The organism is Streptomyces sp. NPDC053665 (assembly GCF_055585285.1).
Genome location: NZ_JBVJKK010000004.1, coordinates 655,477 through 681,566, shown reverse-complemented (window position 1 = coordinate 681,566; position 26,090 = coordinate 655,477). Strand labels below are relative to the sequence as shown.

The 26,090-nt window shown below is 68.7% G+C and carries 16 protein-coding genes; 9 read left to right on the top strand and 7 right to left on the bottom strand.

Annotated features, from left to right (window positions below; genetic code table 11):
• Positions 1–505: 505 nt before the first annotated feature.
• Positions 506–772: a hypothetical protein gene (locus ACZ6ZN_RS20065; RefSeq protein ID WP_469648015.1), complete on the bottom strand. Its 267-nt coding sequence runs from the start codon at positions 770–772 to the stop codon at positions 506–508.
• A 173-nt stretch (positions 773–945) separates the two neighbouring features.
• Between ACZ6ZN_RS20065 and ACZ6ZN_RS20060 the strand changes: the two genes are divergently transcribed.
• Positions 946–2,043, top strand: coding sequence for a hypothetical protein (locus tag ACZ6ZN_RS20060; RefSeq protein WP_469648013.1), 1,098 nt, complete (start codon positions 946–948; stop codon positions 2,041–2,043).
• 27 nt (positions 2,044–2,070) lie between these two features.
• Here ACZ6ZN_RS20060 and ACZ6ZN_RS20055 read toward each other — a convergent pair whose 3' ends face one another.
• The gene (locus ACZ6ZN_RS20055) at positions 2,071–2,817 is read right to left on the bottom strand and encodes a TIGR02391 family protein (protein WP_469648011.1); all 747 of its coding nucleotides are present in this window, start codon (positions 2,815–2,817) and stop codon (positions 2,071–2,073) included.
• Positions 2,818–3,450: 633 nt separating this feature from the next.
• Here ACZ6ZN_RS20055 and ACZ6ZN_RS20050 point away from each other — a divergent pair.
• Together ACZ6ZN_RS20050 and ACZ6ZN_RS20045 are read left to right on the top strand one after the other, a co-directional pair.
• The gene (locus ACZ6ZN_RS20050) at positions 3,451–3,729 is read left to right on the top strand and encodes a hypothetical protein (protein ID WP_469648010.1); all 279 of its coding nucleotides are present in this window, start codon (positions 3,451–3,453) and stop codon (positions 3,727–3,729) included.
• Positions 3,730–3,737: 8 nt separating this feature from the next.
• Positions 3,738–4,724: a helix-turn-helix domain-containing protein gene (locus tag ACZ6ZN_RS20045; RefSeq protein ID WP_469648007.1), complete on the top strand. Its 987-nt coding sequence runs from the start codon at positions 3,738–3,740 to the stop codon at positions 4,722–4,724.
• Between the two features lie 123 nt (positions 4,725–4,847).
• Here ACZ6ZN_RS20045 and ACZ6ZN_RS20040 read toward each other — a convergent pair whose 3' ends face one another.
• From ACZ6ZN_RS20040 to ACZ6ZN_RS20030, 3 genes are all read right to left on the bottom strand, one after another.
• A complete protein-coding gene (locus tag ACZ6ZN_RS20040) occupies positions 4,848–6,215 on the bottom strand; it encodes a hypothetical protein (protein WP_469648004.1) in 1,368 nt (455 codons plus the stop codon).
• Positions 6,212–6,355 (bottom strand): hypothetical protein, encoded by a 144-nt coding sequence (locus ACZ6ZN_RS20035; RefSeq protein WP_469648002.1) that lies wholly within the window; start codon positions 6,353–6,355, stop codon positions 6,212–6,214. The genes ACZ6ZN_RS20040 and ACZ6ZN_RS20035 overlap by 4 nt, the downstream gene beginning before the upstream one ends.
• A gap of 206 nt (positions 6,356–6,561) precedes the next feature.
• Positions 6,562–7,938 carry a helix-turn-helix transcriptional regulator gene (locus ACZ6ZN_RS20030; RefSeq protein ID WP_469648001.1) on the bottom strand — a complete coding sequence of 459 codons (1,377 nt, stop codon included), beginning with the start codon at positions 7,936–7,938 and terminating at the stop codon, positions 6,562–6,564.
• Positions 7,939–8,207: 269 nt separating this feature from the next.
• Between ACZ6ZN_RS20030 and ACZ6ZN_RS20025 the strand changes: the two genes are divergently transcribed.
• On the top strand, positions 8,208–9,017 hold the full coding sequence (locus ACZ6ZN_RS20025; protein ID WP_469647998.1) for a TIGR02391 family protein: 810 nt from the start codon (positions 8,208–8,210) through the stop codon (positions 9,015–9,017).
• Positions 9,018–9,132: 115 nt separating this feature from the next.
• Here the strand turns inward: ACZ6ZN_RS20025 and ACZ6ZN_RS20020 are convergent, their stop codons facing one another.
• On the bottom strand, positions 9,133–10,515 hold the full coding sequence (locus ACZ6ZN_RS20020; RefSeq protein WP_469647995.1) for a hypothetical protein: 1,383 nt from the start codon (positions 10,513–10,515) through the stop codon (positions 9,133–9,135).
• Positions 10,516–10,883: 368 nt separating this feature from the next.
• Here ACZ6ZN_RS20020 and ACZ6ZN_RS20015 point away from each other — a divergent pair, with 368 nt between their 5' ends.
• Complete coding sequence (locus tag ACZ6ZN_RS20015; RefSeq protein ID WP_469647991.1) at positions 10,884–12,197, top strand: competence protein CoiA; 1,314 nt, start codon at positions 10,884–10,886, stop codon at positions 12,195–12,197.
• Between the two features lie 58 nt (positions 12,198–12,255).
• Positions 12,256–12,525 (top strand): DUF6207 family protein, encoded by a 270-nt coding sequence (locus ACZ6ZN_RS20010; RefSeq protein ID WP_469647989.1) that lies wholly within the window; start codon positions 12,256–12,258, stop codon positions 12,523–12,525.
• Between the two features lie 107 nt (positions 12,526–12,632).
• Here ACZ6ZN_RS20010 and ACZ6ZN_RS20005 read toward each other — a convergent pair whose 3' ends face one another.
• Positions 12,633–13,412, bottom strand: coding sequence for a hypothetical protein (locus tag ACZ6ZN_RS20005; RefSeq protein ID WP_469647987.1), 780 nt, complete (start codon positions 13,410–13,412; stop codon positions 12,633–12,635).
• Positions 13,413–16,180: 2,768 nt separating this feature from the next.
• On the opposite strand from ACZ6ZN_RS20005, the gene ACZ6ZN_RS20000 reads away from it, so the two are divergent.
• The 3 genes from ACZ6ZN_RS20000 to ACZ6ZN_RS19990 are packed head-to-tail and all read left to right on the top strand — an operon-like array spanning position 16,181 to position 26,044.
• Complete coding sequence (locus tag ACZ6ZN_RS20000) at positions 16,181–20,875, top strand: DEAD/DEAH box helicase (RefSeq protein WP_469647984.1); 4,695 nt, start codon at positions 16,181–16,183, stop codon at positions 20,873–20,875.
• Positions 20,857–22,794, top strand: coding sequence for a UvrD-helicase domain-containing protein (locus ACZ6ZN_RS19995; protein ID WP_469647980.1), 1,938 nt, complete (start codon positions 20,857–20,859; stop codon positions 22,792–22,794). Before ACZ6ZN_RS20000 ends, ACZ6ZN_RS19995 begins: the two co-directional genes overlap by 19 nt.
• Positions 22,787–26,044, top strand: a complete 3,258-nt coding sequence (locus tag ACZ6ZN_RS19990; RefSeq protein ID WP_469647978.1) for a helicase-related protein — start codon at positions 22,787–22,789, stop codon at positions 26,042–26,044. The genes ACZ6ZN_RS19995 and ACZ6ZN_RS19990 overlap by 8 nt, the downstream gene beginning before the upstream one ends.
• The last annotated feature ends 46 nt before the right edge of the window (positions 26,045–26,090 follow it).

The window sequence follows — 26,090 nt, the reverse complement described above, 5'->3', positions numbered from 1 at the left end:
CCCGCGGAGCGGGTAAAAGCCTGCTGCGCAGGCTTCCAGGGAACTCCCGCGCTGCGCGCGGGAGTTGGAGTGGAGCCCCGCGCTGCGCGCGGGGTGACGGAGTGCCACTCCTCGCGTTGCGAGGAGTGGGCTCTGCGCTGCGCTTCGAGCCCTGTGTTTCCTTCCGTCAGAACTTTGGCTATATCCGCAGTTTGAGTGAGTGCCCCTTCCGGCTCTCCGCTTCGCTTCGAGCCGGCGGCTCCCTCGTCGCTGCGCTCCCTGGAGGGAGCCTTGAGGGTCCGTTCGCTGCGCTCCCGGACCTGGCCCGCATTCGCGGGCAGCTGGCTACGGGGATAAGGGGGCCGGTCGTTGCCTTTGGTGAAAATTTTCGATGGATCCGGATTTGGGGCGGGTGCCTCTCGGCGTGGAGATCACGGTGTTGCGCAGCGGGGTGCGCGGGTGGGTGTGGTGATGTCAGTTCCGGTTCGCTGCACAGACATCCAGGCTGATACTGCCGCTCGTGTCGTCAGTCTCGGGGTGTGTACCAGGGTACGAGGCGCAGCAGGAGGTCGAGGGTGTGGCGGGCGGCTGTGCGGGTGGCGGTGGTGGGGGCGAAGGCCGCGGCGAGGGCGAGGGTGGCGGTGGTTGCGCCGAGCGCGGCTGTGAGGACGAGCAGGATGCTCGCCTCGTGGCCGGGGTGGTGGAGGGCGCTGGCGATGAGGAGGGTGAGCAGCGCGGTGGCGAGGCCGGCGGCGGTCTTGGTTCGGATGCGGTTTCGGTGCTCTGGGGTCATGGGTGGGCCTGCTGTCTGGAGTTGGCGGATCTGGGTGGTGCCGAGACCAGTGAGCCAGAGCCACAAGTCCGCAGAAAATGGCACCTCTCGGGGTTGTAATGGTGGGCATGGCACGAGGGGCGCCGAGTCCGGCTGATCTGCAGGTGGTCCGTGAACTGGCCCCGCGTGGAGTAATGGTGACGGCAAGCCAGTTGGAGAGCTGGCGGCGGGCGGGGCTGCTGCCGCGGCATCGGCGGCGAGCGCTCGGGCGGGGCCGGGGGTCGGTGGTGGACGCGGTCGATCCGGTGGTGGTGGAGAGCGCGGCGGTGCTGGCGCGGCATCTTCGCCAGGGGCGGGATCGTCGGCTGGCGGTGCTGGAGTGGTTCGCCGAGGCGGGCGGGGCTGTGCAGCCGGGGACGGTGCGGGTGCCGGAGCCGCCGCTGGCGGCGGTGCGGGAGGCTGTGGTCTGGGTGATGCGGGGCACGGTGTCGCATCGGCTGCTGGAGCTTGCACGCGGTGCGGCGGGGGCGGGTGAAGAGGCCGCCGATGCGCTGTATGAGGTCGCCGGCCGGCTTCTGGCGGCACATCCGTACCGCGGGTCTGCGGACCCCGCCCTGGTGCGCGCGGCGCTTGAGGCCGATGAAGACGTGGACGTGCCGGACGGGCCGGACTTCAAGGAGGTGGTGCACCTGGTCGCGGCGATCGGTCTGGGGGCGCAGGAGGTGGGCGGGGATGCGCTGGCCGAGGCGTTCGGCGCCTTCGCGTTGTTCGGGCTGACGGCCGAGGACTGGGCACAGATGCTGGGCGCGGCTGAGCGCGGGGAGAGTCCGCCGGTGGACTGGGGGCTGCTCCAGCAGCGCGCGGACGTGCTGGGGCCGGTTCAGCAGGCCAGCGATGAGCAGTTGCTGCGGGCCCGGACGGTGTTGCTCGGGCTGCGGATGTTCTACGGGTTGCACGTGATGCACGCCCTGTTCATGCCGGACACTCCGGCGCTGGCCGCGCTGCGGGCGAGGATCGACGAGCTGGGTGTGTTCCCCATCCTGGACCACGTCATCGCCCTCAGTTCCTCCCCCAGGCACTTCGCCCAGGGCCTGGCCATCGGCCTCGAGCCGCTCTTCGACGGGCTCTACGAGACGCTCATGGAACAGCTCACGGCCGCCCCGGACCTCTTCCAGATCCCCGGCGACGAGACCGGCGCAGCCGGCTTCATGGAAACGTGGACCCGCACTCTGCGCGAGCAGACCGCAAGGGCCGGGCAGCGAGCGGATGCGAGCTGTGAGGAGCCCGTGTAGGGCCGGCCGGGGTTGGTGTCCCGTGGTCTACGTCGTTGACACGGTCTGGCGGCGCTTGGCCCGTTCGACCTGGCGTAGCAGGAGGTCGGCGAATTGGATGATCTCTGCCGCCTCGATTGGGTCGTCGAAGTTGACGGTGCGGTGGCTGGCAGGGTTCTTGTAGGCGGCGCCCATGGCGCCGGCGAACAGGTTGGCGGTGGCCGCCTGTTCGCCGCCCTCAGCCTCCGCATCGGCGAGCGCGCCGCCGGTCTTTCCGTTCTCGTGAGGCCGGAACGCTTCCCGCATCAGCTTCACTCCGACCAAAGAGTTGTCGAGTCCGGCGGCGTCGCGGACGGCGACCTCGACCGCCTTCATCGCGGCGAAGCACGCCGTCTCGTAGTCACCCAGGTCGAAGTTGGTGCGCACCGTGCCCTCCAGATCCGGGTGGAGTGGGCCGGAGAGCCGTTCGCGGGCCTCGAACCGTGTGATGCCCTGCGGGTCCTTCGCCAGGTCCCTGCCGTCGCGGGAAATCCGGCGGAAGGCCTCGGACTGGCTGGGCTCGCGGGTCAGCAGCGCCTGAGCCTCCAGCCAGCACCAGGCATCGGACAGCCGGTCCACGAGCGCGGCCGCATCCGGCTCTTCCTGGAACGCCTGCCGAGCCGAGTTCATGGTGCTCGCGTACTGCAGATATCCGGTCCCGGTGGCGAGGTACTGCAGGAGAAGGAGTGCGACGTCTCGCGTGGGCAGCTGCCGGATCTGTCCCGCCGGAACCGGCGGTATGTACTGGAAGTTCATGAGCCATAACGCTACGGCGCTGCGCTGACATTCTGCGGCCGTGCGGGCGGAGCAGGGCGGGCCGTACGAAGTCGGCGGGAGGCCGCGCGAGGTTCGTCGCACATGCCGGGCCGAGTGGCGGCCCGATTCGGGAACTCACGCGGAAGTCGGCACCGGTGACGGTGCCGACTTTCGTGTCGGCGGGCGCGGGCCAACGCGCCTGCCTGGGGTCCTGAAGCGGTTTTGGGCTTGCGACCAGGAGCTGTCAGGAGGCCACCAACCAGAAGAGCTGTCGGAGGCGTATGGGGAGCACTGTCTTGGTGAGGGGGTCTAGGCCGCAAGTCTGCTGGAACAAAAGGTGGGCTGCCGCAGGCGTGGCATCCGTTCACTTCGTCGCTTGCAGGCCTGGTTACGCGGGACAGGTGCTTTGCAGATTCTGTGGCTGGTGCGGAACACCAGTGAGGCCACGATTTCCCATATCGGGCAAAGCGCTCACGGAGACGAGGCGCGCTGAGGTCGGGCGTGGAAGGCTGTGAGTCCGCGCAGCCCGCACCACGGGGCAGGGCCAACTGCCCCTGAGCTGCGTCACTTTGCGACCAGAATTCGGCCCCGGCGCGTCCGCCGGCAGGCCCCGTCAGGACGGATCCTCCTGCCATGAACAATGTCCCTGTTCCCTGCCCCGCTGCGGCGGCACCGGCCTGTGGCTGTGGCGCGGCCGGACGCTTCGGTCCCACGCACGCGTTGATCCTGCTGGTCGCCGTCCTGGGGCTGGGCAGCGGCCTGTTCCTCGCCGGCACCCAGCTCAGCATCGTCTTCGCCCTGCTGGGTGGCCTGGGGGCGATCGGCGCGGCCACCCTCACCGCGGCCGGCGGCGGCCGCCGCCTGGTGACAGTCCTCATCGAGGCCGCCGTGCAGTCCTCCGCGGGTAGGTAGTGAAGGCCGTGCCCCGTTCCCCCATCGCCAACTCCCCGGACAGCTCCTTCACGGCCCTCGCCGAGCACCTTGCAGGCATGCGCCGGGCCGCTCGACTGACCCAGCGCGCCCTGGCCCAGGCCGCCAGCATCTCCCGAGGCACCGTCCAGCGCGCCGAGTCCGGCGCAGCGGCGCCCTCTCCCGCCGTCCTTGACGCCTATCTACGGGCGTGCCGGGCCAGTGCTCCCGACCAGACCAGGGCCCGACTGCTGCGCAGCCGCGGCCGCACCGAGCAGCGCGGCCGGCTCCGCTCTCTCAACGCGCCCAAACCTGCCCTCATCAACAGCGAGGACGACCTCGGTGCGGCGCTGGCCGCGGAGTACGAGCGGGCCGGCGCACCCTCCCTGCGCGAGCTCAGCCGCAGGGTTCCCCACCGGCCGCCGCTGCCGCCCACCACCGCCTGGCGGATCGTGCACCGTAAGGGCCTGCCCGCCAGCCTCGAGCAGCTCGTCACGTACCTGACCGCCTGCGGCGTCAGCCCGGCACAACAGCGCCTGTACGCCGAGGCCTACAACCGCTTCGCCGCCGTCCGAGGGGTACGCGTGACCCCTGCACCCCCACCGCGGATGACCCACTACACCGACAAGATCAGCCCCCGGTTCAGGAACCTGCTCGACTCCATGTCGGCCGACGACGTCGAGACCGCTCTCACCATCGGCGTCACCCAGGTCGTCGCTCAACACGTCCGGCGCAACGGCGCCGCCCTGCCCGCGGACGTCGATCCCGTCTTCTTCTCCTACGACCTGCTCTTCGCCGAAGACGACGCGTTCTACACCCGCTACCCCGTCGGCGACGCGGGGCTCTTCCAGCGTCGGCACCCGCCCGAGGCTGCCCTGCGCCCCCGCCTCCCCGACAACGGTCTGCGTCGGCTCTTATCCCCCGACACACTGCATGCCCGCGTCTCCAAACCACCGCCTCCGACATCGGACATCTCGCGTACTCATCGCGTGCAGTAGAGGTGCGCGGCTCGGTGCGCAGACCAAAGGCGCCGGCTCAACCCTCGTGCCGGCCTTCGTCAGGGCCTCGGCCCGGCGTAGGCCCTCCTGGGGCACTGCATTGTGGTGCTTATCCGACGGTCCTTACAGGCGCCCGTGGCTGCGCCGTCGGCCGGTGTACTCCACGCCGAGCCTCTTGAGCTTGCGGCGTACGCGTTCCCCCATCGATGCCGGTTGGGCGGTCTTGAGCGCCGCCTGCTTCCAGGTCAGGCCGTCGGCTGCGTAGCACTGGGCAACCGCACGCTCCACAGCAGTGAGCTTGGCCAGGACCCGGTGCACCGCCTCCTCGTGGTCCGATGTGTCCTGCCGGGGCATCTCACCGTCAGCAAGCAGGTCTGGGTTGTCCAAGGCAAGGACGCCTTGGCGGGTTCGCTCCCATACTTCGGTGTCCGCCAAGGAGGCGGAGCGGATGGCAGCCCGCAACCGCGCCTGAAGGTCTTCGTTGCCGAGCACCTGGTCGTCCCAGCCGTTTAGCAGCAGTCCCTGGGCGGTGAGCTCAGTCCGTTTGCCGGGGGCAATGAAGCGGGCCAGGCGCTCGACGGGGACATCGTCGGCCCCCTGGTGGACGCTGGCGTGACGGGCCTGAAGGGCGGCGGTGAACAGCGAACGAGGCGCGTATCCCCGCCAGCCGTAAACGTGAGGGCCCGCGGTCGTGAATCCGAGGTGGCGGTGCAGCATGCCAAGGACCGTGATCGGATCCAGGTGTGCGGGGCTGAGGCGCTGGACGAGCACGTACAGCGCGTCGCGGGAGCGACTGGCCCGTTGGGCGGGCACGTCACGGCCGATCAGAACGGTGATGGGACCGATCATTCCCGCTCCGATGCGCCTGGGTGCGCCCTGCTCGACCGGCTTGGGCTGGTGCTGCATGAGGTGCGGCGGCAGACGGTTCAGCTCGTGCGTGGTGCGCTGGCTCCAGACGGCCCAGGACTTCGAACGCCAGGCAGGTACGGGGTCGGTGGGGGTGCGGCAGTGGTCGTGGAGAAGGCGGCCGAAAGGATCTCGGTCGCAGTTGGCGCTGTCGGTGCTCCCCCACGGGCACGCCGGGAACACGCGGGGTGGTCGGCGGCGGGCGAACAGGCTCTGGGCCACGTCGGTCAGGGCGTGCAGCATGTCCCCTCCCCCATCGGTGGGGAGCATGAGATCGCCCAGCACCGGGCCCAGACCGTAGGGGAAGAGCTGTTGGGCGCGTCTACGGGCTTGCCGCGTCAGCTCGGCCGTGCGCAGCACGGTGGCCGTGTGCCGTTCAAAGCCGACCAGTGCGCATGCGGCGGCCAGCTGAGCGGCGTCGGGGCGCGCAGCGCTGTCCAGCCAGCGCCGCGGGTCCGGCTCGCGGTACCGGGCGGGCGGGCAGCACTGGACGCAGGCGGGCCCCAGGCCGGCCGCGGGCCCGGCGACCCACCCAAGGTCCTGAAGACCACCGATCATGGGGGGCGGGTTGGTGCGGGTGTTCACGGGCGCTCCAGGAGGTGGTCGGTGAGGACGGCCGCCGCGACCGCACCGCCAAACGCCTCGGCCGGGGAGGCGCCCGCGGACAGCAGGCCCCAGCCCGCCATGATGCCCGCCATCAAGACCACCAGGACGTACACGTTCACCAGCCAGATCCCTTCGCCGGGCGGGGAGCGGCCCGTTGCCTCTCCCTCACCCTTCCGGGACGGCCGGACCCCGTACCGACAAAAAATTTCCGCGCGTTTTTCTCAGGTGGAGGTGGCAAGGCGGCGGGCGACGCGGCTCCGGCGGGTGCTTCGGGCCCCGGGGCCTGCGGTCGCCGAGGTGCGAGGCCCGGGGGTGTGGGCGGCCCTCAGCTCTCCAGCTCGCGTGGGACGACACGGGAGAAGAACTCCTCCACCGTCTTCGCGTCGAGATTGCCGTTCGTGGTCGCAGACCGCCGCAGCGCTTCGCCCGTCACCTGGGCAGGAATGTCGAGGTACTTGTCCGCCTCGCCCATGATCTCACCGACGTACCACTGGGCCGAGGTGGGGAAGTGCTGGATGAACCAGCCGAGCATCTTGGCCAGGGGCACCGACAGGATGAGGTCGAAGTCCTTGAGCTGGCTGCCCCGGCGTTCGCTGACGCGCAGCGAGGTGGCGAAGTCCTCCAGGACGGCGTGGCGGATGGTCGGTCCGAGGGCGTCGGTGGGGATGATCTGCCTCAGGCTGTCGGCGACCTCGAAGGCCAGTTGGTCAGCCACCTCCCGCACGCTCGGCTCGTTGCGCTGGCGCAGGACCCACCGCTTGCGGATGTCGGGCCGCTTCCATAGGAAGCTGAAGAAGGTCTCGCTGAAACGGTCGCGGATCTGAGCCGCCCCCGGGGCCAAACGGTGGCGGTCACCGGCCGGCATGGCCTTCCTCAGCCCCTCGGAGGAGCGGCGCCGGGCCTCGACCCAGTCCTCGGCGACCGGGCGTGACCACTGGGACCGTCCGCCGACGGTCGCCTGGGGAAGCGGCACGTCGTTCTCGCCTCGGGAGATGTAGCCCCGCAGTGTGGAGGCTGTGATGCCGCCGAGCGCGGCCATCTCGGGTACGCCGAGCAGCCGGTCGCCTGCGAGTTCGGGGCTGGCCAGGTCGACGACGCACTTCTGCAGCGGCAGGGGGTCGTCCTGCTTTTGGTGGTGCTGCGCCCACAGGGTCAGGTCGTCGAGCCAGTTGTCCGGTGCTGCGGTGGCCGGGTCGAACGTGGCGACCTTGTGGACGTGGGCGCGGTCCGGGTGGGCGCGGCCGTCGAGCATGTCGTCGGCGTGGACGGTGGCCGTGGCACGGGCCTTGTGACGGGCGTAGTTCTCGGTGACCGGGTCCCAGATCTGGCCGGGCCGGTACCAGGCGTCGCCGTCCCACGAGTAGCCCCCGGCGCGGAACAGCAGCGGGGCGCCTGTCCAGTAGGTGTGCAGGCTGGCGGTGTCCTCGTCGCGCAGCAGGAGCACGGTGCGTCCGTGGTCGGGGTGGTAGCGCACGGCCCAGCCCAGGTGGTGGGCGATCGGGTCGGTGGTGAAGGCCAGCCATCCTCCCTCACGGGAGGGGTCGCAACGGCCCCACATGCCCTCACCCTTGTTGCGGCCGACGGCCTCGATGGCGTCGGGGCCGTCGTCGAGCGGCAGGTGCGAGTCGTCGACGAATGGCAGACCGGGCACCGGATGGTCGGTGCGCAGGCCGTTGGCGAGCGGCCGGATGTCGTAGACCAACGTGTTCCCCTTCTCGACTTCACTGCTGTATATGACTACAGCGTTATTGATGCCCAGTAGTACACGACTGAAAAACGAATCGGTACAGCCATTTCGAGACAGGTTCCGCAGCGGCGAGTTGGCGTGACCGTCACACCGGGGCGGCACTGCGCCGGCAGCCGCTCTGCTGCGCAGGTGCTGCCATGGACGCAGAAGAAAGCGGGGATCTGCCCTTCACTCCCGTGTCATCCTGGTCGGTTGGCCATGGGACGAGGGGAAGGGGACGGGACATGGCAACACGTCACGAGCCTTGGCCGGCGACGGTCATCACGGCGGTGGCAGGTGTGCTCGGCGACACCGATCACGGCTTGACTGGGCGGGAGATCGGGCAACTGCTGGCCGTCGTGAGGGTGCCGGATGCCGACGGCGGCAACAAGCGGGACCGGCTGGCCGGAGTGCTGCTGGCGCAGCAAGCGCGCCAGGGGGCGTCGAACTGCGTGATCGCGTTCATCAAAGAGGCGATGGCCCCGGTGCGCTACGTTCAGCAGCCCCACACGTTCTCACGCCGGCAGGACGACCTCAACGAGGTCCTGGTCCATGTCGGGCTGCGGGTCAACGACCAGGGGCAGGTAGCCAGGGGGCCGGCGGCCTCCACGCTGAGCGAGGCCGCACAGCACGCCAGTTCCCTGCGAGCCGAGCTACGCCGCCGCTCCACGCATCCGGAAGTGCTGCGCTACTGCACCCTGGAGATCCTGACCAAGAACCCCTTCCACGCCAGCCTGGAGGCGGTCAAGTCGGTGGCCGACCGGCTGCGGACCCTCACCGGCCAGGGCCTGGACGGGGCACGGCTGGTCGACGCGGTGCTCATGCCCGGCCAGGGAACGGCCCGGGTGGCCATCAACGCGAACGCCACGGGGCCCGAGCTGGATGAGCAGAAGGGACTGGCGAACCTGGTCAAGGGCCTGTTCAGCATGTACCGCAACCCGGCCACACACGAGCCGCGCCTTCACCGCACGGTCACCGAAGAGGAGCTGCTAGAACTGCTCACCACGCTGTCGATGGTGCACCGGCGGCTCGACGGCGCGCACGTCACCCTCTGATGCCGTGTTCAGTGCAACTCGTGCCTGAGTTGCACTGACTGGGGGGGTTGCCGCACCGCAGATCCGGGCTGCGGCGTGCGGCGACGCCGGCCGCGGCAGCGCAGGCAGTGCTGTCTCAGGCCCTGACGTCCTCCTGTGGCGGTGATGCCTGGAAGAAGGCACGTAGGGGTTCGTCGATGGCGCGTGAGCAGCTGGTGCAGTGGGCTGCGGCGTCGAGACGAGGTGCGAGGTCTTGCGTGTCGTAGGGGGTGAGGATGAGCCAGCGCAGGACGACCTGCCGGACGAGCAGCCTGAGCTCGCGCAGTTCGGCCTCCTTCTGGTCGGCGAGCAGGTCTCCGTGTACGTACTTCGATAGCGCGCTGTACGCCTTCTGCACTCTGCTCTCGACGCCCTCGCGCACTGAGCTGGGGAACAGGGCCGCCGTCCGGGTCCGGATCCTCTCGCTGATGCCCTCGTGCTTGTCGCCGGGGCTGACCATCAGGGCTTCCAGCGCGATGACGTAGTCCAGAAGCCGCTCGTCGGCTTCTTCCTCCCACACGCCGTCATCCCTGTAGGTGCGCTGGTAGGCCTGCAGCAGGTGACGGGCAGCTCGCTCCAAGCGACGGGCGCGTTTCCTGGGAAGACTTTGTCCGCTGGTGATGCCGTCCATGACGGCATCGATCTTCGCTGTCACCGCGGAGCAGAAGGCCTGCAGCCGCGGGAGAGCGGCTCCAGCGACGTGGAAGCTTCCGCTCTCACGGACTTCGACCTCTTCCGGGATGCCGTGACGGTCCTCGTAGATGATGGTGGTGGGCACCTGGTTCCGGTTCAGGTCGAAGTAGCGGCCCCGCTCGACGCCGAACACCGCATCGACGTGCAGCAGCTCCTCGCTCCACAGGATCAGCGGCAGCAACGCCCTCCAGTGCAGGGATTCCGAACGTGGCCCGGCGAAGTCGAACCAGCCCGTGTCCCTACGGTCCGGGGCGCGCTCGGGGTTCGGGGCGTGGACGAACGGTGCACCGGCCAGGAGGGCGAGGTCGAGCCCGCCCGGCTGGAGGCCCTGGAGGGCCGGCATGGGGCCCAGCTGCCTCAGTTCGTCGGCGGTGAAGGTCTGCAGGGTGTAGCGGCCCAGCGGGATCCATGTCCCCGCCGGGAGTTCGCCGGTGAGGAGCAGCCAGTCCTCCGCTGCCGGAGCGGGGGCCGCGCAGAACGCGACGAAGCTGTCCGCGACGTCTTCCACCGGCACCGTCGCGCCCTGGGCCACCAGACGGGTCGCATCACCCAGTCTCGATCCTCCCAGGAGCGTGGACCACCGGGGCAGCCAGTCGCCCTCGACCTTGCCGTACAGGTCGCGGTGCTCTGATTTCGGCGCGGCACCCACCACCGCATTGATCACGGCTTCGAACTCCGGCCGCGCCGACAGTGCTACATCGGTGATGGCCTGGGGTATGGAGGGAAGATCGCGTGCCTGCTCGAGCCAGGTAAGAACGGCCTGACGCAGCTGGGATGTTGCTTCCATGCGGCACGAACGTAGCGCACTTCGCCGCCTGCGAGACCCCATTGCCCGAGGCACAGATCTGGGCGGTCAGGCGCGAGCGGATCGAGCGGCGGGACGGGCGGCCCTCGGGACAGCGCACGGGCCGGACCGGGCCGTCCCCCTGTGAAGCGTGGGCACCACCACCGGGCCGAGTCGGTCGTGGGAGAGACTGGACCCGCCCGGCGGTGCGCCCTGTGTCCGGCCGATGCTGCCGCCGCTGGGCACCGCCAGCGGCCGGCCGGACCGGCTCATCGGCGCAGGAACAGCCCGAGCCGCACGTCCGCATCCGGTGTATCGCCGTCCCAGCGGGAGGGGATGCTGTCCTTCTCGGGCCACACGGGAGGGGGCTGATGGGGTACACCGCCGTGCATGCGCGCTGGGGCCGGCTGGATGCGTCGCTGGACGATCTCGGCTGTGGCCGGTCCTGGGCGGACGTCCACCGCGTGAAAGGGCTGGAACTGGCGTGTCCGGAGTGCGGGGGGCGGGTGTTCGCGCGGGTCTCCCCACACCGTGCAAGGCACTTCTACCACCAGGTGCGGCCGCGCGACTGCGCGCTGGCGAACGAGTCTCCTGAGCATCATCTGCTGAAGCTGGAGCTGGCCACCGCTGCCCGGGCGGCGGGCTTCAGAGCTGAGCTGGAGGTCGGCAACGAGGCCCGGACCTGGCGTGCCGACGTGCTGGTCTTCGATGAGCAGGACCGGCCGTTCATGGCGTTGGAGGCGCAGCTTTCGCCCATGACGCCGCACGACGCGCGGATGCGGACGGACCGCTACGCGGCGGACGGTGTGGCGGTGTGCTGGATCTCGGTGGAGAAGCGGCCGTGGGAGCGCGGCGTGCCCTCCCTGCGGTTAGCACCCCCCAGGAACCGCGGGGACGCATGGACGGTGCGCTATGGCATGGCGCGCTACACCTGGGCCACGCCACACACGGTGAAGACGAAAGCGGCCTGGACCCACATCAGCTGCTCCCTGGACGATGCGATCCGGTGGATTCTCCAGGGACGGGTCCATGCCCATACCGGCCCGGACGGCACGGTGTGGTGGACCGCCCGCTCCTACGTCCACCTGGCCATCGCCCGGGCCCGGCTGGAGGCCGATGCCGAAGCCGTCCGGCAGGAGGCCGCGGCCGAGCAACGCCGACAGGCCGCACAGAAGCGGGCCGCTGCCACCGAACGGGCCCGACTGGCCGCCGAGCAGCGAAGACTGGCTGCCGAGGACCGACGGCTGGCCGCTGAGGAACAGGCGCACGAGGAGCAGCAGGCGGAGCAGGAGCGGCTGACGGCCTTCTTCGAGCACGCGGGCATCAAGGCCTCGCTGTGGCCCGCGTTCATGGAGTTGGTCCGCTCCGCCTCCGGCAAGGCCGTCACGTGCGGCGAGCAGAGCCCCGCCCATGGCAACGGGCTGCTCCTCTACAGCCGGCCGCGCGCGGGGGCCGCGTTCCAGCTGGGCGGTGTGGCGTGCCCTGACCCCTCAGCGCTCGCCCGGTGGCCCGCGGACCTGACCATCCTGGTCCCCGGCCGGGCCTGGCTGTTGCGTCTCGAGGAAGCCGCTCAGAGCCCGCTGAAGGTCGCCGTACTGGATCCGGTCACCAAGCACTGCGCCTACGAACGGGTCGGCCCCCGGACCACGACGCTGACGCGAAGCCCATCAGGTTCCGGCAGGTGAGCGCCTATCGACCGCAGAGGCGGAGTGCTCCGGTGCTGGTGAGGGCCTACTCGGTCGGGTGAACGTGCCAGCGGGCGGGAACTCGCATGAGCACGGCCGCGTCGTGCCGGGCATGCAGCCGATCAGCGAAGCGCACGTGGCGCAGCCGGGCCTGGCCGTCGTCGACGTCGCAGCGTGCGACGACCAGACCGCTTTCGCCGTTCAGGCGCTGCTTGCCGGGCGCTGGGCGACCGCGTCGGCGGACCGCACGATTCGTGTGCCGGGCGAGCCGGGTGTACGGCTGCACTGCTGTCTCGACGTCCGTCAGGAACTCGAATCACATCCGTGAGGCCCGAAGCCGGCTGCGAGAACCTGAGCTGGCCGAACTCACCTAGTACAGCGCCCCCAGCTCACCGTCGGCTGACCTGTGGCGAAGACGCACTGTCTTCCGGCAGGTCAGCCCCTCCTCCAATTCCCATCGCCCACCGCCCTGTCAGCCCAGTCCGAGATCGAGTCGTCCAAGTCGCGCTGGTGGTGCTTGCCGAGTTTCGCGTACAGCGCGTCGAACACGTCGCTGTCCATACCTTCCTGGTGCTCGGCCAGCCAGTTGCCCAGCTCGTACTGCTCACCGTCGTCCAGGTCCCCGCTCATCAGCGCCAGCTCTGGAGTCCACAGCCCCGAGCACCGCGCCACCTGTACGACGTCCATGGCCAGCTGAAGCGGCGACGGCTTCCACCCGGACGCCTCCTGGACGAAGCCGCCGACGTCCTCCCGGTCCTCGCGCCACGCCAGGTCCAGCACGGGCAGCCGCAGCCAGTTCAGGCGCTCCCCGGAAACGGCGTGCGTCGGGAACGAGTAGTGAGCCAGGAAGTCGTCCTGCTCCTCGTCCACCTGGGACTGGCGCGGCAGATGACGCGGGTCGCGGGTGTAGGGCGCCCCCTCGAACACCCCGCTGTCGGACGTCGGCGAGACCACCCGCCAGGAGATGTGCACCTCGCCCGGCCGGAACGCCTCCGGCCACCGCTCGTGATAGTGGTTGGCGTCCTTTGCCCAGTAGCGCCATAGGACGTCCGCCGGCTGCCCCTCCGCCGAGGGGTCCTCACAGATCGGCTCGGCGCCCCCAACGAGCCAGGACAGCGCCAGTTCCTCGGTGTGGACGTACCCGTTCTTGGACCGGAAGATCCACCGCGTGCCCGGAGGGTACGGCTGCACGCCCGCAGTAGTCGTGTTGCTCATAACCAAGAGTCTTCCAACCGCGGCCCGTCCGCATAGGAGTTCCGCCAACCTCACCCGGCGGGCACCGGTTCCTCGGGCACGCCCTGCACGGAGGCCCACATGCCGAGGCGCGGCTCGACGTCCGCGAGATTGCCGCCCCCTCCTTCCTGACCGGGACGTCCCGCGCCGGTCCCGAGCCGTGCCGCCGGGCCGACGTATGCACCGCGTGCCCCCGACCGGAGCATAGATACGCAGCCGCCCGTCGGCCGTGTCCGGAACGGACCCGCCCAGGCGTCCCCCGGCAGCGGCCCGACCCGCACTTCCTCACAGGCACCAGCCGAGCTGGACGGTCCGGGCGCAGAGACGCCGGCACAACGCGGTAGGGGGCGCGTTGTCAGACAGTGCCAGCCAGGGTCTGCTGGACCAGTAGCGTCCACCACGCGCTCGATACTGCTGTCCACACCGGGATGTGACGGGGAGTCGGTAATGACCTCGGCGCTGCCGCTGAGAGCCGCCACGAGCCGGTCGACGGCCGCGGGCGGCCCGGGTCAGCCGTACCTGGGTGAAGTCCGGACCCGACGGCATTTGTGCGCTCACCACTTGCTCCTCGAGAAGACCGTGCCGCTGGGGCGGGAGCCCCCAGCGGGTCACCTCGGACGACAGCGCCGCAGACGGCGCGCACCGGCCAGTGTTGCAGGGGCGGCACGGCCGAGATCAACAAGCATGCCCGCCGACAATGGTGTGCGTGGTTGAGCCGAGGCTTCGGCGGTCAGGGGACGGGACGCAACCGCCGCTCGCGTTCCGGGGCGCGGGATGCGGCCGGTCCGGCGTGCCCTGTCCCCGTGAAGCGCGTGTCACGGCATCGGCACGACCGTCAGCAGAGCCACGATCACGGGCGCCGGCCGTACAGCGTGACCGGCCTTCTACGGTCAGGATCCGGGGGTGCATCGGGAAGAACCGGGTGGTGCCAGTGTCGTGGGGGTCTGGATCGGGCGGGCAGCGTGTCGTGGGGGCGAGGGTTCCGCTCGCTGAGCAGGCGCGGCAGCTTTTGGGCCGTGGGGCAGGGCTGCTTCCAGGGCTGTGGCATTCTGCCTGAGGCGCTGGTGTGAGGCCGGTTCTACTTCGGCGATCCTGCGCAGCGCCTCCTGCAGCACGTCGGGGTCCTCGCACCGTACGCGGAACTCCTCGTAGGAGAGGGTGTGCTCCTCGCCTTCCGCCTGTGCTGGTGCGGTCTGAGTGATAAGTTGCCTGGCCGCTCCTTGGGTTCGGCCGCCTGATCGGTTGCGGCGGCTTCTTCGGGTCGGGGCATCCCGTGCGTGGCGTCAGGCTCGGGGCTTGTGGTCATGGCCTGGGCCCTTGGGGCGGGGCCGGGCTGGTGCATGGCTGCTGGCGCCGTGGCTGCCGGCGGTGTGGGCGAAGAGGGCGGCATGGTGCCGGGCTTGTGAGAGGGGGTCGGGGAGCGGATGGCTCTAGTCAGCCCCGGGGAAGGGCTGGGCGAGTCCGGGGAAGGCGTTGAGGAGCCGAGTGAATTGGTCATCGCACCAGGAGGGGAGGGGACCCATGCGCCGGACCGGCACAGGAACACGGCGTCGAAGGGGGCGGCGACGGGGCCGTGGTCGTCGAGGTGTGTCTCGAGTGGGACCATCGGGGGGTGGCTGTCTCCGTTGCGGCAGGGTGCGGTTGAAGCGTTCGACCTTGCAGTTGGTTCTGCGGCTTGTAGCCGCGGGTGAGCTTGCCAGCCGCGCCGAGACGGCCCTGCGACGGCCGGCTCGCTTTCATCTTCGACGGCGCAGACGTGCCCCAGGATCAGACTGACCGACTACGACCACGAGACAACCCCGATGCCGCGTTCGTCACTGAAGCCGGCCATCCGCTCGTCTGCCAGACCGCATCCGGCGCCGGATCCAACATGCCCTGAACGCGCTGCACCTTCGCGACGGCACACCCTTCATGCGAACGTCGTCGCCGGCAAAGAGGGGTACACGCAACAGCCCAGCAGGTGAGCCAGCGATCCCATGTGCGAAGTGGGCGCAGCTCGCTTCGGCACTCGGCGCCTCCTCAACTGATGGTTTTTACCTGTGGGGCAACTTGGATCACGATCGGGTGACTTCGCGGTATCACGGCAACCAGACACGGTCTTCACGTGTCACACCCTTACAAGCCACGGAAAGCCTCAGGGACAGCATGAGACAGTCGCAGCACACAGCGCATCAGTTCGCTTCGCGCATGGGTTGGGTGCACATCCGGACCGTACCTTCGAAGAGGCGAGCCGGAGATTCGAGTCCCTCCTGCCGCGACCTGGTCGCCCAGCACTCGGGGACGGGGACTTTCGATACTTGGCGGATTGACTTCGATGGATACGGAGACAAGTTAATCGCCGAACCGTCAACGGGAAATCGCGAATGCAGGTCATCGGACTCCGCAAGTGCACTCAAGCGCAAGGAGAAGCGCAGCGACGTCCGTGAAGGAACGTCCATTTGCAGCCGTGAGCATCACCTAGGCGAAAGGGCGTCCACCACCCCTACCACTTTCACTATAAACACATGGAGCATCCATCCTCTTGTCACGGTACCTACACACACTCTAACCTGGGCACGCTCACTGCGTGGCCGCCCCACACGGCCACTGTGACCAGCAAGGATGCCGCTGAACCTACCGGTTGACGCTGTTGCGGCGCGGTCCGCCGCGCGCGTGTGCACACGACCGCGTGGGGTATGCAGCTCCTGCCTCCCATTCATCGAACACGATGCCGTCCCTGGTGTTTCAGGGTCGAAGGAGTTACGCGCACCATGCAGGCGTCCGAGTCCTCTTTGCTCGATGTCGTGTCAGCCGTACGTGAGTTGTCGCGACGCAGTCTCGACGTCTATCGCGCCGATCCCCGCCATGTGTTGGAGCACGCCAATCTGGAACGGGATATCGCCCGAGGCGGTTACAGTGACCGGCAGATCTACGAACTCGTCCAAAACGGTGCGGACGAGATTCAGGACAAGGGGCGCATCCAGGTTGTCCTGACGGACACTCACCTGTACTGCGCGAACACCGGTACCCCCGTGTCCGCGCAGGGTGTGGACACGATTCTGCACATGAGTTCGTCGGCCAAGCGCGGCGGGAAGATCGGGCGATTCGGCGTGGGCGTGAAGTCCGTTCTGAGCGTCTGTGACACCCCTCGCTTCTTCAGCACCAGCGGCAGCTTCGGATTCGACAAGCAGTGGTCCTCTCAGATGATCCGGCAGACCGTTTCGGTCCCGGAGAACCAGGAGACGCCGGTCCTTCGTATGGCTCAGGTGTTGGACGACGTGGCCGAGCGTAGGGACGACCAACGCCTCGATGCGTTGATGGAGTGGGCCTCCACGGTGGTGGTGCTGCCGTTGAAACTGGGTATGGTCGACCGCCTCGGTGCAGATCTGCACGACTTTCCCCTGCACTTCCAACTGTTCTCCCCTCATGTGGAAACCGTGATCCTGGAGGATGCGCGGACCGGACGTCATCGTCTGCGCGTCATCGACCAGGAGGCCGTCGGCGACGCCCACAGCATCCGTGAGAGGTTGGACGGCAAGCAGGTACGAACCGAGCACTGGCGGGTCTTCTCCCGCGACCACGCACCCTCTTCCGAGGCGTTGGAGGCGGCGGGTGACCAACACGGCAGGCCGACGATCCGCATCTCGTGGGCGGTGCCGAGCAAGGGGCTGAAGAACCGTTCGGAACGCGGCGAGTTCTGGGCATACTTCCCCACCCACTACAACACGACGCTCACCGGCGTGTTGAATGCAGCCTGGCAGACCAACCCCGACCGTCAAAACCTGCAGACGAGCCCCTTCAACACGGAACTCATCCGGGCGGCCGCGGAGTTGATCGTCGACTCGGTGCCCAAACTCGTCGAGGCGGACGATCCAGGTTCCTACCTGACACTGCTGACCGCACGAGGCCGCGAGGCCGCCCAGTGGGCGGACCGGCAGCTCAGCGCGAACGTGCTGGACGCGGCCGTCGTCCGCGCGTCCCTACCCGACCAGTCGGGCGTACTGCGTGAACCGAAGAAGCTGCACCTGCACCCGGAGAACCTGCAGCCGGAGTGGTTGCGGCTGTGGGCCGAACACCCCGGTCGTCCCACCGATTGGGTGCACCACAGCGTCGAGGCGCGGGAGCGGCGTTCACGCGTGCGTGACATCATGGAACGGGCGGACAGATCCGCCGAGTCGGTCATGGACTGGCTCGAAGCGCTGGTATCCGACCACAGTCCCGGCTCGAGCATTCTGGCTCTCCTCATCGCGGCTGACATGAAGACCAAGGGTTCCTCACTCGCCGCGGAGGCGGCCCGTGCGGCCATCCTGCTGACCGAGGACGGTGAGCTGGAAGAACCACGGCCAGGAGCCGTGTACCGGCGGATCACGGCCTCCGGAGCTCTGAACGACGGTCAGAGATATGTGCATCCCGAGGTCGCCCTTGATCGGGAGGCGTCCAAGGCACTGTCCATCCTGGGTATCACCGAGGCCAGCGCCGTGGGCCGGTTGGAAGCCGTCCTGGACATCGGGTTCGCCCGGTACGGGGAGGGCGACTGGGCACAGTTCTGGGAGCTGACGCGCCATGCTGGCGGTGCCGCGGCGGTGGCGGCGATCCGCGAGCGGTGCCCGGGCTTTCGGCAATCGATCCACGTGCGGTGCTGTGACGGACGTTTCCGCCCGTTGAACACTTGTCTGCTGCCTGGTCGTGTCGTCCCCTCGGATTTGTCCCGTGACGCGCACGCGGCGATCGATCCGCGCTTTCACGGGCCCGACATGACGGTGCTGAGGGATCTGGGGGCGGCGGAGACCCCTGTTCTTGCGCGCGTCGACCGGGAGGCGCCGTGGTTCACCGACTACTTCGACTACGCGCTCGGCGCGTTCAACCGGTCACTGCCCGCCGGTGCCCGACACGTCGGCGTCAAGGCGGTCGCCGTCGATGGCTCCGACACCGCCGGGCCGTTGGAACTGTTGTTGGGGCTATCCCCGGAGGGGCGCGCCGCCTTCGTACGCGCCGTGCCCCGTCACGGCGTGCCGCATCGCTGGACCGTGCGCCGCCCGAACACCGGGGCACAGGTCTCCATCGACTCCCCCATCGTGTGGATGATCCGTCGGCAGGTGTCGCTGTCCACCAGCCAGGGGCTACGCTCGGTCACCGAGTCCGTCGCCTCCGAGCTGCGTGCATACGCCGATCTCCTTCCCGTGTGCGAGGTCGACCCGGACCTCGCCGCGGCGCTTCGGTTGGCCTCGACGATCCAGGACGCCCCGGCCGGTGCCTGGCGCGTGCTGTTCGAGCGGCTCGCGACGAGCGACGACGACGTCCTCGTCGGCCGTGCCTACGCTCTCCTCGCGCACGCCACGGACGGTGACGCGGACATTCCATGGCCGAGCGACGAGGGCACGAGGTGCCGCATCGGTGAGGAATGGACCTCGCGACCGGACGATGAGATCTACGTGACCCATGATCGAGCCAAGTACCGGGCTCTCAGGGTCCATCGACTGCCTGCTCTCCTCGCACCGGACGCGGAGGACGTTGAACGCATGCGCAGGCTGTGGTCGATGCAAGACGGTGATCGGGCTATCAAGGAGGAGATCGAGCACGTCCCAGCGGGCGAGCCGACCCCCCTCTTCGACGTCTATCCTCGGCTCAAACAGCGTCTCCCGCACGACACAGACTTGCGGATCGTGCAGTGCTCGTCGCTGGCCCGCGTGGTCACCACCAGCAGCCACGGACGGGAGGAGGAACCGCTGACCCAGACGCGCTCCGGTTCCGACGTCCTTCTGTGCGGTCCCGACGACGAATTGTCGGTGCTGATGGCCGTGGTCGCCGCGCTCGGGCTTCAACTTGACGAAGCGGCGTGCCGAGCGCTGTTGGCGCAGCAGGCGAAAGACCGAGAGAACGAGAAGTTCGTCGCGGTGCGCCGGGAGCCGGACCTCGCCCGGAAGCTGCTCCTGGCCGTGGGGGTCGACCGGCTGCGTGACCGGCTTCCGGCGGGTCTGCTTCTGACCGACGAGGAACTGCGCGGCGCGCCGGCCGACGATCTACGTGTGGCCCACCTGGTGATGGCGTCCTATGGAGACGACGTGCTGCGCACCCTCGCCCCGGCCTTCCGCGAGGCGGGTTTCGAGGACACCCCCACCCAGTGGGTGGGTGGGTCCCGGACCCGGGCGTTCCTGCGCAGCTACGGCTTCCCCGCGTCCTGGGCCGGAGATCCGGACGACACCCCGCCCGCCACAAGTTTCTCGGTCATGGGGCCGACGACCATCGCCGACCTACACGATTACCAGGTCACGATCGTGTCCAACATGTACCGCCTACTCGTTCAGGAGAGTCCGCAGCGGGCGATGCTCAGTCTGCCGACCGGGGCCGGCAAGACCCGGGTCGCGGCGGAGGCGACCATCCGCGCCATGCGCGACGGCCATCTGGTGGGTCCGGTGCTGTGGATCGCGCAGAGCGAGGAGCTGTGCGAGCAGGCGATCGCCACCTGGGAGTTCCTCTGGCCGCATCTCGGCTCCTCCACGAAGCTTCACATCAGCCGCATGCGGCAGGGTCACTACCCTGAGCCGTTCAACGAAGGCCATCACCTGGTGGTGGCCACCGACGACACCCTCGTTCAGCGGCTGGCCGACGAACGGTACGCCTGGCTGCGCTACGCAGCGGCGGTCATCATCGACGAGGCGCACTTCGCGGTCCCCAAGACGTACACAAAGATTTTGGATCTCCTGGGCATCGATCAGTACCGGGTCTCGCGTCCGCTGATAGGCCTGACCGCGACCGCCTATCGCGGCCGTAACGACGAGGAGACCCGGCGGCTGGTCAAGCGCTTCGGTGAACGTCGCCTCGACTTCGGTGCGTTCGACGGCGACGACGAGAACGCGGCGCACCGGCATCTGCAGCGCCTGGGGGTGCTGTCGAAGGTGGAGCAGCGTGAGCTGACTGGCGGTCGCGTCGCTCTGGACCAGAGCCAGGCTGAGAAGGTCCTCCAACAGAACAGCATGCGCATCCCCGACGACATCACCAAGAAGCTCGCCGACGACGTCTCCCGCACCAAACGTATCGTCGAGAAGATCCAAGGGCTCGATCCGAGCTGGCCGGTCCTGGTGTTCGCGACTTCCGTGGAGCACTCCAAGGTACTCGCCGCGCTGTTGAACGACCGTGGTGTCTCAGCCGCCTACATCGAATCGAAGACTCGATCCAGCATCCGGGCGCGTCGCATCGAGGACTTCCGTAACGGCAAGATCCGAGTCCTCACCAACTACGGTGTCCTCACCCAGGGGTTCGACGCGCCGAAGGTCCGCGCGGTGGTCGTGGCCCGCCCCACCTACAGTCCCAACACCTACGTGCAGATGATCGGTCGTGGACTGCGTGGCCCCGCCAACGGTGGTGAGCCCGAGTGTCTGATCCTCAACGTCCGCGACAACATCGTGAACTTCGGTCGCAACCTGGCGTATACGGAGTTCGAGCACCTGTGGAAGAAGGCGTACTGATGGAAGCGTGCGGGGCCGACAGGCCTCTCACCCCGGAGCAGGCTGCCGTAGTCGAGCAGCCCGCCGACGCGTTGGTATTGGTGACCGCCGGCGCCGGGGCGGGGAAGACCCACACGCTCGTGAGGCGTCTGGACCACCTTCTGCAGAGCGAGGGCCTGGGTGCTGGAGAGATCCTGGTCCTGACCTTTTCCCGCGCCGCGGTGCGCGAACTCAGGGAGCGGATCCTGCTACACGGAGGCGAGGACTCCCGGCAGGTCAGGGTCATGACCTTCGACTCCTGGGCGTTGAACGTGCTCACCGCCATCGACCAGGCGACCGATTGGCGCAGCCTCTCCTTCGACGCACGGATCGAGCAGACCGCACTGGCGATCGCCGCGGGGCGGACCGACGTCCTGTTCGAAGAGGGACTCGGGCACGTCGTCATCGACGAGGTTCAGGATCTGACCGGAGCACGCAGTGCTCTCGTCGAGAAACTACTGGAGCGCTATGACTGTGGCTTCACGGTCGTCGGTGACCCCGCCCAGGCGATCTACGCGTTCTCGGTCAGCGACCCAGTCGAGCTGGCCCTGGAACCAGGGCGTTTCCTCCGAGCTCTGCATACCCTCTTCGGTGAGGACCTGGTCCACCTCGCACTCGGTCGAAACTTCCGTGCGCGCTCACCGGACGCGCGCACCGCTCTGCGGTTCGAGGCCCCCGTGCGCGACAGCGGTGACCTCGACGCCCCGGGTGCTGAGGCCCTGCACGCGAAGCTTCGCCAGGAGCTGTTGGCCTGCAACGATTTCGGGGATCTGGACGAGCCCTACTTTCGGGAGCTGTTGAGTGATCCGGAGCGACCCACCGCGGTGTTGTGCCGCACCAACGGTCAGGCGTTGTTGATCTCCGAACAGCTGCACCGGTTGGACATCGATCACCAGTTGCGGCGAGGTGCCCGTGATCGGTCGGCTCCCGCGTGGTTGGCGGCCCTGCTGCGGAAGACCGAGGGGTCCTCGCTGTCCCGACGGACCTGGGACGAGCTCCACGACGCCGGAGGCGTGATCCCGGCTGGCCACGACCACGATCGGCTGTGGCGGCTCCTGCGCGGTTCCTTCGGTGACCCCACCGGCCGCACCGTCGCCCTCGACCGGCTGCGCGAGTCGCTGGCCAGCGGCCGGTTCCCGGACGAATTGACGGCCCAGCCGGAGCACCACCTGGTCGTCTCCACCTTTCACCGCGCCAAGGGACTCGAGTTCGACCGCGTCCTGGTCGTCGATCCCGGCCCTCTGGACGCCTCACGCTTCGAGTCGCCCACTTTGGCGTCCGAGGAGATCCGGGCCCTGTACGTCGCGATGACCCGACCGCGCGACGAGCTATACCGTCATCCCCGTCCTGAGCCTCCCCATGTGCGTGCCTGCCCGGCGACCGGGCGATGGGGCCGCTACGGCTGGAAGAGGTGGGAGCGTAAAGGCATCGAGTTGAAGAGCGGGGACGTCCACGTCACCCACCCCGCGGGCACGATCGGGTTCACCGGCGAGGTGGAGGAGTTGCAGCGCTTCTTCCGCGAAGAGTTGGCATCCGGCACCCCGGTCGTCCTGGAGCGGATCGGCACCCCGTCCTCCACGGATGAGGACGACCGCTCCGGGCCGCTGTCTCCCGGCTACCTGATCCGCGCCGGTGATCGCCCGATCGGCCTGGTGTCGGACGCCTTCCGTAAAGACCTCTACCGCTACCAGCGGCAGGGTCCCAAGCACCACCCCACCACCTGGCCCGGCCGGATCACGGACGTCCGCATCGAGTCCGTCGAGACGGTGACCGGCAGTGCGGCCGCCGGCAGCACCACGGGACTGGGCGATCACGGCGTCTGGCTCACCCCCCGCCTGGGCGGACTGAGCCGATTCCACTACGACCAGACCACCACCGCGTCGGAGGGCACCCGTGATTGACCACCGCGAGCATTACCGGTTCAGAGAGGAACTCGTCGACCGGTTGCGCCGCGACCTCCTCGGTCCCTCCGGAACGGACGCCGACTCGACGGAGACGATCAGCGACTGGCCCGCGACGGCATACGCCCTCGGTGTGCTCTTCCCCCGCACGCGGGACGCCGACGCTGTGTCCGTCGAGTCCCACGAACTCGACCACGACGAGGCCGACTCCACCCTGACCGTGGACGAGAGCTCCGACACCGGCGTCACCCTGGCGAGAGTCCGCAAGCCCTCGGCGCTGGGCCTCACCTTCGCCGTCGCCCCGGCCGTCTGCGAGACCGTGACGGTGACCGTCAGCGCCGCCGTGTACGACCCGGTCGACGAGGCGGGCCTCCCGACCACGGCCGAGCGAGCGGAACGGCGCACCACCGATGAGCAGGACCTCAACTGGCGACGGCGTCCCTTGAAGCTTGTGCCCGTGCCGGTGGACGTCACCGAACCGCAGCAGATCAAACACCAGCTCGCCCCCGGCCTCCAACTGCGCGTCCGAGTACGTCGTCGCAGCCAGTCCACCGGCGTCGTCGCGGTCACCACCACCCTGGTCAACACCCACGAGGTCACGGCGGGCCAGATTCAGGACACCTTCTGCTTCTTCCAGGCCGGGATCCGCATCGACACCGGCGACGGCTCGAACGCTCTGGTGGAACGGGCCGCGCCGTCCAGCACGGACGACGAGATGATCTTGAGCCGGTTGCTCCACCGGCATGCCCCCAACTTCGCCACCGGACACGGATGCGCGGCCGATTGGCGGTGGCGGCCACCCACACCACGCGACCTCGCGGTCCAGGACTGTGCACCGGCCGCGACGTCAGCGGTGTGGAGCGAGTTCGTCCCCTCCCACGAGGTACTGCTGACCGACTCCACCCCGGACTTCGACGCGGCGTCGCTGGGCATGCGCCGGCTGGCCGACGCCGAGGACACCGACGTCATCAACACCCTGAGACGTCTGACCCGCACCTACGGCAATTGGATCGCGGATCGCCGAATCGACGCCGCCACGCTGCGTACCCACCACCGTCAGGACGCCGCCTTCGCCCGAGTCCTTGACCGCCAGCTCGCGCTCTGCGACCAGGCACGCCAACGCATGGACTCCGGCATCGACCTTCTCCAACGCGACCCGCAGACCATGCGAGCCTTCCGTCTGGCCAACCGCGCCATGGCCACACAGCGGGCACGCACCGTCTGGATCAAGAAGGGCCGACACGGCGAGCCCATCGAAGACGGCCAATGGCGTCCCTTCCAGATCGGCTTCCTCCTGCTGTGCCTGGACGGCATCACCGACTCCCACCACCCCGATCGGGAAACCGCGGATCTGCTCTGGTTCCCCACCGGTGGCGGCAAGACCGAGGCCTACCTCGGTCTCATCGCCTACACCACCTTCCTGCGACGCCTGCGCCTGGGCGATCGCGGTGCCGGCGTGACCGTACTCATGCGCTACACGCTGCGCCTGCTCACCTTGCAGCAGTTCGAGCGCGCCTCCACGCTCATCTGCGTCATGGAGGACATGCGCCGCAGAGAACCCGAGAGACTCGGAACGAAACCGATCTCCATCGGCATGTGGGTGGGCAAGGCGGCCACCCCTAACTATCTGACCACGGAGAAAGACAGGGAGAAGTCCGCGGAGACCGGCCTGCGCAAGCTGGCCGAGGGCAAACCGCTCCGCGAAGCCAACCCCGTCCAGCTCCGGTCCTGCCCTTGGTGCGGGACCGCGCTCGACCACCACGCCTACAGCGTCGAACCGGACGAGCGACGCCTGGCGATCCGCTGCCCGCATGCCGACTGCACATACCGTGACGGGCTCCCCGTGCACCTGGTGGACGAAGCCGTCTACCACCACCACCCCACCCTGGTCATCGCCACGGCGGACAAGTTCGCCCAGATAGCCTGGCGCGACCAGGTGGCGGCCATCTTCAACAAAGACCTCGACCATGAGGAGACACCGCCGCCGGAACTGATCGTCCAGGACGAACTGCACCTGATCTCCGGACCTCTGGGGACCCTCGCGGGCCTCTACGAAGCGGCGATCGACCTGGCCTGTGGCCGTCCGAAGGTCATTGCGTCCACGGCGACCATCCGTCGCGCACAGGACCAGGGCAAAGCCCTTTTTGACCGGGCGCAGGTGGCCCAGTTCCCGCCGGCGGGCATCGACGCCCGGGACTCCTGGTTCGCCGTGGAAACCCCCAAGGAACAAAAGGCGACCCGCCGCTACGTCGGCCTCCTGGCTCCGGGTACCTCGCAGGCGACCCTCCTGGTGCGGGCCTACGCCGCGCTGCTGCACCACGCCGCCATCATCGAGGGCGACGACGACGTCCGCGACGCCTACTGGACGCTGGTGGGCTACTTCAACAGCCTTCGTCTCCTCGCCGCCGCCGAACTACAGGTCCGCGACGACGTCCACCAACGACTCGAGCTCCTCGCCGGCCACGAAGGCCTGTCGGAGCGCGCGCGGGAGGTGGACCAGCTCACCGAGCTGACGAGCCGCGTTCCCTCCAGCCGCATCCCCGACAGACTCAAGGAGTTGGAGACCAGCCTGCCCAAGACCGCCTCCGATGTCGTCTTGGCCACCAACATGATCTCCGTCGGGGTGGACGTCGATCGACTCGGCCTGATGGCGGTACTGGGACAGCCCCAGACCACGGCCGAATACATCCAGGCCACCAGTCGAGTGGGACGCCTGCGTCCCGGGCTCGTCGTCACCCTCTTCAACTCCGCCCGCTCCCGCGACCGCTCGCACTACGAGGGCTTCATCCCCTACCACACGGCCCTGTACCGGCAGGTCGAGTCCACCAGCGTCACCCCCTTCTCCCCCAGAGCCCGCGACCGCGCCCTGCACGCCGCCTTCGTCGGGCTGGCCCGGCTCACCATCGCCGAGGCCCGCCCCAACACCGCCGCCGCCGGCGTCAAGCACTATGCCGACCGACTCCTCGACCTCCGGGACGACCTCGTCGCCCGGGCCCGGAACATCGACCCCGCCGAGGCCGACCACGTGGCCCAGGAAATCGGCTGGATCATCGAAGACTGGTGCGCCTATGCCGCCGCCAACCCCTCCCTGGTCTACGAGGCCCCCCGGCGCAGACGCCCCGGTGAGAAACGTGAGGCGGACACCGCACTGCTGCGCGCGCACAACGACGACGACCTGACCGAAGCGATCGACACCATGTGGAGTTTCCGCGACGTGGACGTCGAATCCGACCTGTACCTGGAGGCCTGACATGGGACTACGCTCGGGCAGCCGACGACGCCTCGACCAAGAGGCC

Excerpts from the sequence above, each read along its gene's own strand:
- ACZ6ZN_RS20065 (WP_469648015.1), bottom strand. The coding sequence starts at position 772 with ATGACCCCAGAGCACCGAAACCGCATCCGAACCAAGACCGCCGCCGGC.
- ACZ6ZN_RS20060 (WP_469648013.1), top strand. The coding sequence starts at position 946 with ATGGTGACGGCAAGCCAGTTGGAGAGCTGGCGGCGGGCGGGGCTGCTG.
- ACZ6ZN_RS20055 (WP_469648011.1), bottom strand. The coding sequence starts at position 2,817 with ATGAACTTCCAGTACATACCGCCGGTTCCGGCGGGACAGATCCGGCAG.
- ACZ6ZN_RS20050 (WP_469648010.1), top strand. The coding sequence starts at position 3,451 with ATGAACAATGTCCCTGTTCCCTGCCCCGCTGCGGCGGCACCGGCCTGT.
- ACZ6ZN_RS20025 (WP_469647998.1), top strand. The coding sequence starts at position 8,208 with ATGGCAACACGTCACGAGCCTTGGCCGGCGACGGTCATCACGGCGGTG.
- ACZ6ZN_RS20020 (WP_469647995.1), bottom strand. The coding sequence starts at position 10,515 with ATGGAAGCAACATCCCAGCTGCGTCAGGCCGTTCTTACCTGGCTCGAG.
- ACZ6ZN_RS20015 (WP_469647991.1), top strand. The coding sequence starts at position 10,884 with ATGGGGTACACCGCCGTGCATGCGCGCTGGGGCCGGCTGGATGCGTCG.
- ACZ6ZN_RS20005 (WP_469647987.1), bottom strand. The coding sequence starts at position 13,412 with ATGAGCAACACGACTACTGCGGGCGTGCAGCCGTACCCTCCGGGCACG.
- ACZ6ZN_RS20000 (WP_469647984.1), top strand. The coding sequence starts at position 16,181 with ATGCAGGCGTCCGAGTCCTCTTTGCTCGATGTCGTGTCAGCCGTACGT.